The organism is Enterocloster citroniae (assembly GCF_040545455.1).
GTDB classification, from domain to species: domain Bacteria; phylum Bacillota; class Clostridia; order Lachnospirales; family Lachnospiraceae; genus Enterocloster; species Enterocloster citroniae.
The window spans coordinates 1-12,049 of sequence record NZ_JBEPLZ010000050.1 but is presented as its reverse complement, the minus strand read 5'-3'; the positions used below and the strand labels follow the sequence as shown (position 1 = coordinate 12,049).

General features: G+C 47.3%; 13 protein-coding genes and 1 pseudogene. All 14 read left to right on the top strand.

Annotated elements, in window-relative coordinates; all coding sequences use genetic code 11:
• Positions 1-280: 280 nt before the first annotated feature.
• Positions 281-802, top strand: a complete 522-nt coding sequence (locus ABID13_RS28065; RefSeq protein WP_003505403.1) for a P-loop nucleotide/nucleoside kinase family protein — start codon at positions 281-283, stop codon at positions 800-802.
• Between the two features lie 361 nt (positions 803-1,163).
• Positions 1,164-3,083 carry a tetracycline resistance ribosomal protection protein Tet(32) gene (gene tet(32) / locus ABID13_RS28060; RefSeq protein ID WP_003505402.1) on the top strand — a complete coding sequence of 640 codons (1,920 nt, stop codon included), beginning with the start codon at positions 1,164-1,166 and terminating at the stop codon, positions 3,081-3,083.
• 81 nt (positions 3,084-3,164) lie between these two features.
• Positions 3,165-3,620: an XRE family transcriptional regulator gene (locus ABID13_RS28055; protein WP_003505401.1), complete on the top strand. Its 456-nt coding sequence runs from the start codon at positions 3,165-3,167 to the stop codon at positions 3,618-3,620.
• A gap of 213 nt (positions 3,621-3,833) precedes the next feature.
• Positions 3,834-4,601, top strand: a complete 768-nt coding sequence (locus ABID13_RS28050; RefSeq protein ID WP_003505400.1) for a class I SAM-dependent methyltransferase — start codon at positions 3,834-3,836, stop codon at positions 4,599-4,601.
• A gap of 204 nt (positions 4,602-4,805) precedes the next feature.
• Complete coding sequence (locus tag ABID13_RS28045; protein ID WP_003505338.1) at positions 4,806-5,252, top strand: RNA polymerase sigma factor; 447 nt, start codon at positions 4,806-4,808, stop codon at positions 5,250-5,252.
• A complete protein-coding gene (locus tag ABID13_RS28040) occupies positions 5,242-5,445 on the top strand; it encodes a helix-turn-helix domain-containing protein (RefSeq protein ID WP_003505336.1) in 204 nt (67 codons plus the stop codon). The genes ABID13_RS28045 and ABID13_RS28040 overlap by 11 nt, the downstream gene beginning before the upstream one ends.
• A gap of 624 nt (positions 5,446-6,069) precedes the next feature.
• Positions 6,070-6,468 (top strand): plasmid mobilization protein, encoded by a 399-nt coding sequence (locus ABID13_RS28035; RefSeq protein WP_002569238.1) that lies wholly within the window; start codon positions 6,070-6,072, stop codon positions 6,466-6,468.
• Complete coding sequence (locus ABID13_RS28030; RefSeq protein ID WP_002569237.1) at positions 6,440-8,062, top strand: relaxase/mobilization nuclease domain-containing protein; 1,623 nt, start codon at positions 6,440-6,442, stop codon at positions 8,060-8,062. Before ABID13_RS28035 ends, ABID13_RS28030 begins: the two co-directional genes overlap by 29 nt.
• A gap of 185 nt (positions 8,063-8,247) precedes the next feature.
• Positions 8,248-8,460, top strand: coding sequence for a hypothetical protein (locus ABID13_RS28025; protein WP_002569236.1), 213 nt, complete (start codon positions 8,248-8,250; stop codon positions 8,458-8,460).
• Positions 8,450-9,199: a phage replisome organizer N-terminal domain-containing protein gene (locus ABID13_RS28020; protein WP_002569235.1), complete on the top strand. Its 750-nt coding sequence runs from the start codon at positions 8,450-8,452 to the stop codon at positions 9,197-9,199. Before ABID13_RS28025 ends, ABID13_RS28020 begins: the two co-directional genes overlap by 11 nt.
• Positions 9,196-10,050, top strand: a complete 855-nt coding sequence (locus ABID13_RS28015) for an ATP-binding protein (protein WP_002569234.1) — start codon at positions 9,196-9,198, stop codon at positions 10,048-10,050. The genes ABID13_RS28020 and ABID13_RS28015 overlap by 4 nt, the downstream gene beginning before the upstream one ends.
• Positions 10,047-10,235 carry a transposon-encoded TnpW family protein gene (locus ABID13_RS28010; RefSeq protein ID WP_002569233.1) on the top strand — a complete coding sequence of 63 codons (189 nt, stop codon included), beginning with the start codon at positions 10,047-10,049 and terminating at the stop codon, positions 10,233-10,235. Before ABID13_RS28015 ends, ABID13_RS28010 begins: the two co-directional genes overlap by 4 nt.
• A 111-nt stretch (positions 10,236-10,346) precedes the next feature.
• Entirely contained in the window at positions 10,347-11,957 is a 1,611-nt protein-coding gene (locus tag ABID13_RS28005) for a recombinase family protein (protein WP_002569232.1), read from the top strand.
• A gap of 21 nt (positions 11,958-11,978) precedes the next feature.
• Positions 11,979-12,049 (top strand): annotated as a pseudogene (locus tag ABID13_RS28675) (Maff2 family mobile element protein); the annotation flags it as partial.

The window sequence follows — 12,049 nt, the reverse complement described above, 5'->3', positions numbered from 1 at the left end:
AATGCTCATGTACGGTAAGGAAGCAAGCAACCGAAAACAAGAGATAGACCGCCAGCACTACACTATTCCGAACCAAAGACCAAAAGATAAGCATTGTGGGAAAATCTAAACTTTTGGATTTTCCTACAATGCCGACTACGGCGGAATCCCTCCCACTCCTTATATCTTTCTTTCCGTATACATTGAATTTGTATTTAGTAAATGCTATAATGTCCCTATTCAAATTATAAATGTGTTGAATTAGTTACATGTACATATTTTTTGTGCCGGAGGAAGTGAAATGAAACAAAAAATTTATCTCATTACAGGCTTAATGGCTTCTGGAAAATCTACAGTTTCCGATTTACTGGCAAAATCAATAGAAAAATGCGTCCATCTTCGTGGTGATGTGTTCCGAAAAATGATTATTTCAGGCAGAGAAAATATGTCAGCTACCCCATCAGCGGAAGCAGTCCGCCAGCTGTACCTTCGATACAAATTGACTGCTGATGCGGCAAGGTCATACTTTGACAACGGCTTTTCTGTAGTGATCCAAGATAACTACTACGGTGATGAATTAAACCGAATGATAAATTATCTGCATAAATACCCTGTTGAGGTTGTCGTTCTTTGTCCAGATGTGGAAACAATAAAAGAAAGGGAACGATACAGGGAGAAAACAGGCTATTCCGGCTTTACGGTTGAAACCTTATACGATACATTTATGCAGACAACACCACGGATCGGCTTTTGGCTGGACAATTCCAATCAAACACCACAGCAGACAGCAGAAACCATTCTGAACACCAGGAAGCCGGTATGATTGTTACATATAAGGGGAAGAAAAATTTCTTTTAAGTACTTTCTTTCCTAAAACTGATGTGATATAATAGCTTCATTCCAGAAAAGGAGTAAAAAATATGCGGCAAGGTATTCTTAAATAAAACTATAATCAAATAGTGGGAACAAAGAATTATGATAGCTCCTTTTGTGGGGGCTTGGTTTTTTGTACCCAATTTAAGAATACTTTTGCCTTATCAATTTTGACATATTCAAAAAACAGCAATCACAAATAGGTGTATGCTGTATATGTGTATGTCCGCAAATTAGAATCCCCAGTGGTAAAAGTATTTTACTGCTGGGGATTTTTATGCCCTTTGGGGCTGTAAAGGGAGGACAATCACATGAAAATAATCAATATCGGCATTCTGGCCCATGTAGACGCAGGAAAAACTACATTGACAGAAAGTCTGCTATACACCAGTGGAGCGATTGCGGAACAGGGAAACGTGGATAAAGGGACCACAAGAACAGACACTATGATTTTGGAACGGCAACGGGGAATTACCATTCAGACAGCGGTTACTTCTTTTTATTGGAATGATTATAAAATCAATATCGTGGACACTCCCGGTCATATGGATTTTTTAACCGAAGCATACCGCTCTTTATCTGTCCTTGACGGAGCTGTTTTAGTCATTTCAGCAAAAGACGGCGTACAGGCACAAACCCGTATATTATTCCATGCGCTTCAGAAAATGGACATTCCGACAATTATCTTTATAAATAAGATAGACCAAAATGGGATCGACCTGCAGTGTGTTTACCAAAGCATTAAAGATAAACTTACCAGTGATATGATTGTCATGCAGGAGGTTTCCCTGTCGCCAAAGATAACCATGACCGATATTTCTGATTTAGACAAATGGGATATGATTATTTCCGGAAGCGATGAACTATTAGAACGATATGTTGCAGAGGATTCTTTGGATATACAGGAATTACAATATGAAAAGTGCAAAAGAACCAGATGCTGCTCTTTGTTTCCTGTTTATCATGGGAGTGCAAAAGACAATTTAGGAACAGAAAAACTGATTGAAGCGATTATAGAAACTTTCATTACAGAAACGGACGATATTCAGTCTGAATTATGTGGATATGTTTTTAAGGTTGAGTATACAGAGCGGAAAAAACGGCTTTCTTATTTACGCCTGTATCATGGGACGCTCCATTTACGGGATACCCTGCTGCTGTCAAAAAAGGAAAAAATAAAGATTACAGAAATGTGTATTCCGTCAAATGGTGAAATCGTCCCGGCTGACCATGCCTGTCCGGGAGAAATTGTTATTTTAGCTGATGATACTTTGAAACTGAACGATATCCTGGGAAATGAAAAACTCCTGCCTCACAAAACACGGATTGATAATCCCATGCCATTACTTCGGACAACGGTAGAGCCGCAAAAGCCGGAGCAAAGGGAAGCCCTGTTAAATGCCCTCGCAGAGATTGCTGATACAGACCCTCTTTTGCATTTTGACATTGATACTGTTACCCATGAGATTATGTTATCTTTTTTGGGAAAAGTACAGTTAGAAGTTATTTGTTCGCTATTAGAAGAAAAATATCATGTGGGCGTGGCTATGAAAGAGCCTTCGGTTATTTATCTGGAAAGACCGCAAAAAAAAGCGAGCTGCACGATTCATATTGAAGTGCCGCCGAATCCGTTTTGGGCATCTATTGGTTTGACTGTAACACCGCTTCCTGTTGGAAGCGGAACACAATATAAAAGCGAGGTATCTCTCGGCTATTTAAACCAAAGTTTTCAAAATGCCGTCATGGAGGGTGTGCGTTATGGAATGGAGCAGGGCTTATATGGCTGGGGAGTGACAGACTGCCAAATTTGTTTTGATTATGGAGTTTATTACAGCCCGGTCAGCACCCCCGCTGATTTTCGTTTTCTTGCGCCTGTCGTGTTGGAGCAGGCATTGAAAAAAGCAGGGACACAACTGTTGGAACCATACCTTTCCTTTACCCTTTTTGCACCGCAGGAATATCTTTCACGGGCTTATAATGATGCACCAAAGTATTGCGCAATCATTGAATCAACCAGACTTGAAAAAGATGAAGTTATTTTTAAGGGTGAAATCCCTGCCCGTTGTATCGGTGAATATAGGAATGATCTGAATTTTTATACAAATGGAAGAAGTGTCTGCATTACAGAATTAAAAGGGTATCAGGAAACTTCCGGCGAGCCTGTATTTCAGCCACGCCGCCCGAACAGCCGTTTAGACAAGATCCGGCATATGTTTCAGAAGATAATGTAACGTCTTGCGCAATGCAAGCGTTCATTGCTGGCTATTGCGAAATATCATTGATAAAATCAGCATCAGAGAGGAGGAACCATTTTGAACCAGAAACAGACGGATATTACAACAGGAAAGCAAATACGTCATCTGCGAACACAATCGGGAATGACACAGGAAGAACTGGCTGGGGAATTGAATGTTACCCGGCAGGCGCTATCGAATTGGGAGAGAGATGTTAATGAACCCGATTTAAATACGTTGAAAAAAATTTGTTTTCTTTTTGGAGTCCACATGGACGATTTTGCGAAGGAGGTAATAACAAAAATGGAAACATGTGAAAAAAAAGAGAAACGACAATTTAATAAGTATGATATGGCAATTGGACTTTTTTATGGTGTCGGGATATTTCTTGGCATTGGTATTTTCTTTGTTGGCGGTTTTATGACAATGTCGGGTGCAGGGTGGGGAGCATCACTATTTGGCGGTGGCTGTTTTTCTCTTGTATTTGGCTTGATATGCCATGCAGTTATTACATTGAGAAGAAATGACAAATGATGACATATCCTGCTTTCTAGACTTTTCGGTCATATCGCGTAAAAAAGCCGCTGCTTTTGGCTTTCCAATAGCGGCGGCAAAGGGAAATATCCTTTGAATACCTTACAGAAGAAAAGTTTTGCAGCATTATAAAAATAAAAGCCTATACCATTTTGGAAAGAAAAGATACATAATAGTCAAGACGGCAACAATCAGAAGTTATGGAGGGTAACAATGGAATATAGTAAGGAAGATTTAATGGAAGCAAAAAGGCAAATTTTGGGAGTGGGAGAGAACATGGGAACAGAGGAAAGTAAAAAAATCTGGGAGAAAAACGCACAATTTTGGGATAATGCAATGGGTGACAAATCTAATGAATTTCACAGAGAGGTAGTGCGTCCCAAAGTAACGGAACTTCTATCTCCTAATCCTGCGGATTACATTTTGGATATTGCGTGTGGCAATGGAAATTATTCTTCGTATCTTGCACAAAGAGGCGCTTCGATTGTCGCTTTTGATTACAGCAAAAAAATGATAGAATTGGCTAAAAGACGGCAATCACAATATGCAAAACAAATTGAATTTTGTGTAGCGGATGCGACCAATAGAGAAAGTATATTAGAATTAAAAAGAAATCGAGCCTTTACGAAAGCAGTTTCTAATATGGCAATTATGGATATTACGGATATTGAACCACTTCTTATGGCTGTTTATGAACTGTTGGAGGAAAGCGGAATTTTTGTCTTTGCAACGCAACACCCTTGTTTTATCACGTTGACTGAAAAATATATGACACCGCACAGTTACTATGGTATAGCGATTGAAGGGCAACCGGAGGAGCAGATTTATTATCATCGTTCCATACAAGATATTTTTAACCTTTGTTTTAGAGCTGGATTTGTCATTGATGGATTTTATGAAGAATGTTTCAAAAACAACAAAGAAATTCCTATGGTAATGATAGTAAGGCTTAAAAAGGTAAAACGTGATAGCTTAAAATAAATTCAAGTTTGCCGGATAAATAGCAAACCTGGCCGAGCCAGTCAACGGTCAAGATGAACGGGCTTCGCCCGCCGTTGACAGCCCCGCCCGGTTTTGCAGTTAGGCAGTCAAGGAGCGACAGCCTAAAGTGCTGCCGCCCCTTACTATCATAAAAAGCAACTACTAACCAGCCACAGCCCTTTTGGGAGGAAAGGGGGATTTTCCATGACCTGTACAGAAGAATATCGGGAACATATCGAGTACACTTTCCATGCCTTTTGCAAAGTCGTTATCCGAAATGCAACGATCAACGCAGCGAGGACACGGAGCAGGAAGCACAAAAGAGAAATATCCCTTGAATACCTCACAGACGAAAAGCACTACCCTTTAGGCACGACAGATGAATATTTCCAAGCCCCGGAGCCGGACGAGGAATACATACTTACCCTTTGCGGCGATACGGTCATTTTCAGCAGCGGCTTACTTGCGGAAGCCCTGTCACGGCTGGACGAACGGGAGCGGGAAATGATTTACCTGTCCTTTTTCAAGCGTATTCCACAGCACGAAATTGGCAGACAGTACGGGCGCAGCCGCAGCACAGCGGGCTACCATATCCGAAAAGTCCTACGGCAGCTCCAAGCGGAAATGGAGGGAATGGCATATGAGAAATAATAGGCTTCTCCCCTATGAAACAATCGTCCAAGCCACCAGCGGGGAGCCGGAAGCGGTGGGAACTGTATTGCAGTATTACCGCCGCCGCATACAATGTGCCGCCCGTGTGAATGGACGGGTAGACCAAGATACAGAGGACTACATCACCCAGACGCTTCTCACAGCTATTTTCAAGTTCCGCTTTGGGAGATAGCCCTACCGCCTACAACTGAATAACCGCCGCTTCGCCGGCAACCAGAAAGCAGTAAATCTATTCAACAGATTTGCTGCTTTTTTTCGTTCCTGTTTGGCATTTTTGAAAATCCCCAGTATGAAAAAACAAAAGGGAAAATTGCCGCCGCAGTTGGCAAAATCCCTTACTTATCCGTGGAGGGTATCAAAGAAAAAAATACTGCCATTGTCCGCCTTTTTCGGCTTGCGTGGTGTTGTAGGGAATAAGGGGAAATTCTAAAAATCTCCGTCCATTTTGCTTTGCGTGGTGTTGTAGGTAGTGAAAGGAAAATTTTCAAGATATGCCGGAATAGCGGGTAGCAAAGCCCTTTTGAAACGTCTTGTTAGCGGAAAGTACGGAAGCCGGGGAACGCCGGAGTTTTTCAGAGCAAGATTCTACCGCAGTACCAAAATTCGCTTATCGCTCATTTTGCCCCTGCGGGAATCTTGTTGGGGAGTGCCTTCCCCAAACCCTGCTTATGCGGCTTACGCCGCTGGAAAATCCCTCAAAATAATTTTTCGGATTTTTCAAAAACAGTTCCGCTTTACACCCTGTTTTTCTCCTATTAGTGAGAGGACACCACGCACAGCCGAAGGAGGTTTTACCATGCGAAAACGATATAACACGCCGCACCGCAGCCGGGTAGTCAAGACACGCATGACCGAGGAAGAATACGCCGAGTTTGCGGAAAGGCTTTCTGCTTACAACATGAGCCAAGCCGAGTTTATCCGGCAAGCCATAACCGGGGCAGCCATACGCCCCATCATAACCGTTTCCCCCGTCAATGACGAGTTGCTTGCCGCTGTCGGGAAGCTGACCGCCGAATACGGCAGGATCGGCGGCAACTTAAACCAGATAGCCCGGACGCTGAACGAGTGGCACAGCCCCTACCCGCAGCTTGCCGGGGAGGTACGGGCGGCGGTTTCCGACCTTGCTGCCCTAAAGTTTGAAGTCTTGCAGAAAGTGGGTGACGCTGTTGGCAACATTCAAACATATCAGCTCTAAAAATGCGGACTATGGCGCAGCGGAAGCCTATCTCACATTTGAGCATGACGAGTTTACCATGAAGCCCACCCTTGATGAAAACGGGCGGCTGATACCGAGGGAGGATTACCGCATTTCTTCCCTCAACTGTGGGGGCGAGGATTTCGCTGTTGCCTGTATGCGGGCTAATCTCCGCTATGAGAAAAACCAAAAACGGGAAGATGTGAAAAGCCACCACTATATCATCAGCTTTGACCCACGGGACGGGACAGACAACGGCTTGACCGTAGACCGGGCGCAGGAGCTGGGCGAGCAGTTCTGTAAAGAGCATTTCCCCGGACACCAAGCCTTAGTCTGCACCCACCCGGACGGGCATAACCACAGCGGCAATATCCATGTGCATATCGTCATCAACTCCCTGCGGATTTATGAAGTCCCGCTTCTGCCCTACATGGACAGACCAGCCGACACACGGGAGGGCTGCAAGCACCGCTGCACCAACGCCGCTATGGAATATTTCAAGAGTGAAGTCATGGAGATGTGCCACCGGGAGGGGCTTTACCAAATCGACCTCCTAAGCGGCAGCAAGGAACGGATAACCGAACGGGAATACTGGGCGGCAAAGAAAGGACAGCTTGCCCTTGATAAAGAGAACGCTGTCAGAGAAGCCGCAGGACAGCCGACCAAGCCCACCAAGTTTGAAACGGACAAGGCGAAGCTGCGCCGGACGATACGGCAGGCACTTTCCCAAGCTGGCAGCTTTGACGAATTTTCTTCCCTTTTGCTGCGGGAGGGTGTGACCGTCAAGGAGAGCCGGGGGCGGCTTTCCTACCTCACGCCGGACAGGACAAAGCCTATCACAGCCCGGAAGCTGGGGGACGATTTTGACAAGGCTGCTGTCCTTGTCCTGCTTACGCAGAACGCCCACAGAGCCGCCGAACAGAGCAAAGCCATACTCGAATACCCTGCCGCGGTTAAAAAGCTGTCACAAGGGGAAAAAACCACAAAAACCACCCCGGCAGACAACACCTTGCAGCGCATGGTTGACCGGGAAGCCAAGCGAGCCGAGGGCAAGGGCGTGGGCTATGACCGCTGGGCGGCAAAGCACAACCTAAAGCAAATGGCAGCTACCGTTACCGCCTATCAGCAGTACGGCTTTTCTTCCCCGGAGGAACTGGACGAAGCCTGTTCTGCCGCCTATACCGCCATGCGGGAAAGCCTTACAGAGCTGAAGCAGATGGAAAAGACGCTGAACGGGAAAAAGGAGCTGCAACGGCAGGTGCTTGCCTATTCCAAGACCCGCCCTGTCCGGGACGGGCTGAAACAGCAGAAAAACGCCAAAGCAAAAGCAGCCTACCGTCAGAAGTACGAAAGCGACTTTATCATAGCAGACGCAGCCGCCCGCTATTTCAGGGAAAACGGCATTTCCAAGCTGCCGAGCTATAAAGCCCTGCAAGCAGAGATTGAAACCCTTATCCAAGAGAAAAACAGCGGCTACAACGATTACCGGGCAAAACGGGAGGAATACCGCCGCTTACAGACTGTCAAGGGCAATATCGACCAGATTTTACACCGGGAGCGCAAGCCTGTGAAAAGGCAGGAACAGGAACGATAAAAACCGCCCCAAAATGTACCCGAACCTATACAGAACAAGGGGGCTGCCCCGTACCCTATCCGCAAATACCAAAGGATTTTTTAACGGGCTTATAGGGCAGAAAAAACCCGAAAATGATACCGAGATGATACAGAATTACCGCCGATACCGCCACACCAGCGGAAACGGCAGAAAGGAGCGCACCCATGCCAAGAATGAGCAAGAAACGGCGGCTGGAATGGTCTTTTTTCCTGCGGCAAGTGAAAGTCGGGAATTCCACCTGCGATCGTATCACATACAATGACCTCTGCCGGGGCTGTACCCATAGCTGCAAGCAGAGCTTCCGGGCGGTTATCATACTCTGCCCCCACTACTACTCCAAACGCCGGAAAAAGGAGGACAGGGACAATGGCAGATAACCGCAAGTATTACTACCTCAAGCTGAAAGAGAACTTTTTTGACAGCGACTCCATTGTGCTGCTGGAAGATATGAAAGACGGGATTTTATACTCCAATATCCTCTTGAAGCTGTACTTAAAATCGCTGAAAAACGGCGGGAAATTGCAGCTTGACGAGCATATCCCCTACACAGCGCAGATGATAGCGACACTGACCCGCCACCAGATAGGGACGGTTGAGAGGGCTTTAGAGATTTTCCGGCAGTTGGGGCTTGTGGAGCAGCTTGACAGCGGGGCTTTTTATATGACCGATATTGAGCTGATGATAGGACAGTCCTCTACCGAAGCCGAGAGGAAACGGGCTGCAAGGCTGGAAAACAAGGCACTTTTACCGCCCCGGACAAAAGGCGGACATTTGTCCGACATTCGTCCACCAGAGATAGAGATAGAGTTAGAGAAAGAGATAGAGATAGAAAAAGAGAGAGAGGGAGAAACGGGACACCCCGCCCCCGCTGCTTATGGCAGATACAACAATGTGATACTGACCGATACAGAGCTTTCCGGGCTAAAAACAGAGTTGCCCGACAAGTGGGAGTATTATATTGACCGGCTTTCCTGCCATATCGCTTCCACCGGGAAACAGTACCACAGCCATGCAGCCACCATTTACAAGTGGGCGCAGGAGGACGCTGCCAAAGGCAAGGCTGCCCCGAAACAGGGCATACCCGATTATTCATGCAAGGAGGGCGAGAGCTTATGAAAAACGGAATTGAAGCTATGATTACGGACATTACAGCCACTACCGCCGAAGCGGAGGACTACACAGGCGAGGACGGGCTTTTATACTGCGGTAAGTGCCATACGCCCAAAGAAGCCTATTTTGCAGAGGGAAAGACTTGTTTCGGGCGTGACCGCCACCCGGCAGAGTGCGACTGCCAGCGGGCAGCCCGTGAAAAGCAGCAAGCCGCCGAAAGCCGACAGAAGCACCTTGAAAAAGTGGAGGACTTGAAACGCCGGGGCTTTACCGACCCTGCTATGCGGAACTGGACATTTGAGCATGACAACGGCAGAAACCCGCAGACCGAAACCGCCCGCTTTTATGTGGAGAGCTGGGAAACCATGCAGGCTGAAAATATCGGCTACCTGTTTTGGGGCGGCGTGGGGACGGGAAAAAGCTACCTTGCCGCCTGTATCGCCAACGCCCTTATGGAAAAAGAGGTTGCCGTCTGCATGACAAACTTTGCAACGATACTGGGTGACCTTGCCGCCAGCTTTGAGGGCAGGAACGAATATATTTCCCGCCTTTGCAGCTACCCTCTGCTGATACTTGATGATTTCGGTATGGAGCGAGGAACAGAATACGGGCTGGAACAGGTTTACAGCGTGATTGACAGCCGTTACCGAAGCGGCAAGCCGCTGATCGCCACGACCAACCTCACGCTGGAGGAATTGCAGCACCCGCAGGACACGCCCCACGCCCGTATCTATGACAGGCTGACTTCCATGTGCGCCCCCGTCCGCTTCACGGGCAGCAACTTCCGAAAGGAAACCGCACAGGAAAAGCTGGAACGCTTAAAGCAACTGATGAAGCAGCGAAAGGAGAGCCTATGACAGAAACGAAACAGACAAGCACCACCAAAACAGACCGCCGCCCGGACTGTGTGACGGAAATCCGCATGGGCAACTCCGTCCTTACCGTTTCCGGCTTCTTCAAGCAGGGCGCAACCGACACCGCAGCCGACAAGATGATGAAAGTGCTGGAAGCGGAAGCTGCTACACAAAAAACGGCGATTTGACCGACCATAAAGAAGCAGATTTGACGCTTTTGCCGCTATACAGACAGCCGCCCCATGTGGTACAATCAAGGTACGGAATAGTGGGGCTGGCTGTCGGAAACGGAGGATTTTATGTTAAGACAGACCAACCAACAACCAATTACCGCCCTTTACCCAAGACTATCCCATGAGGACGAGCTGCAAGGCGAAAGCAATTCCATTTCCAATCAGAAGCGTATCCTTGAAACCTATGCAAAGCAGAACGGCTTTTCCAATCTGCGCTGGTACACGGACGACGGTTATTCTGGTGCGAACTTTCAAAGACCCGGTTTTCAAGCCATGCTTGCGGACATTGAAGCCGGAAAAGTCGGGACAGTTATCGTAAAGGATATGTCGAGGTTAGGGCGAAACTACCTGCAAGTGGGAATGTACACGGAAATGATTTTCCCACAGAAAGGTGTCCGCTTCATCGCTATCAATGACGGAGTGGACAGCGCACAGGGCGACAATGACTTTGCCCCGCTGCGGAATATCTTTAACGAATGGCTGGTGAGAGATACGAGCAAGAAAATCAAAGCAGTAAAACGCTCAAAAGGCATGAATGGCAAGCCCATCACAAGCAAGCCTGTGTATGGCTACCTCATGGACGAGGATGAAAATTTCATTATTGACGAGGAAGCTGCACCCGTAGTCAAGCAGATATACAACCTCTGTCTTGCCGGGAATGGTCCGACCAAGATAGCCCGTATGCTCACAGAGCAGCAAATCCCCACGCCGGGAACGCTTGAATACCGCAGGACGGGCAGCACCCGCCGCTACCACCCCGGCTATGAGTGCAAGTGGGCGACCAATACCGTAGTGCATATCCTTGAAAACCGGGAATACACAGGCTGTCTGGTAAATTTCAAGACAGAAAAACTTTCTTACAAAGTCAAGCACAGTGTAGAAAATCCCCCGGAAAAGCAAGTGATTTTCGAGAACCACCACGAGCCTATCATAGACACCCAAACATGGGAACGGGTGCAGGAGCTTCGCAAACAGCGCAAACGCCCAAACCGCTATGATGAAGTGGGTTTGTTCTCCGGCATACTGTTCTGTGCGGACTGCGGCAGCGTGATGTATCAGCAGCGATACCAGACGGACAAGCGCAAGCAGGACTGTTATATCTGCGGCAACTACAAGAAACGCACCCATGACTGTACGGCGCACTTTATCCGCACCGACCTCTTGACCGCTGGTGTACTCTCCAATCTGCGGAAAGTGACCAGCTATGCGGCAAAGCATGAAGCCCGGTTTATGAAACTCTTGATTGAGCAGAACGAGGACGGGGGCAAACGCAGGAACGCCGCCAAGAAAAAGGAACTGGAAGCCTCCGAGAAACGCATAGCCGAGTTATCCGCTATCTTCAAGCGGCTGTATGAGGACAGCGTGACCGGGCGCATATCAGACGAGCGTTTCACAGAGCTGTCGGCAGACTATGAAGCAGAGCAACGGGAGCTGAAAGAAAGAGCCGCTGCTATTCAAGCGGAGCTTTCCAAAGCACAGGAAGCCACCGTGAACGCAGAAAAGTTTATGAATGTTGTCCGGCGGCATACCAGCTTTGAAGAACTTACCCCTACTCTGCTGCGGGAGTTTGTAGAGAAAATCGTTGTGCATGAGTGCAGCTATGACGAGAACAAGACCCGCAGACAGGACATTGAGATTTATTATTCTTTTGTTGGCAAGGTGGACTTGCCCGAATAACCGCCCGACCTATCCGACACAATGCGCAAGTGCCGGATAGGAACGGCAAAATTTTTTACACTTCTATTACTTCTTTATCGCACATCAGTAAA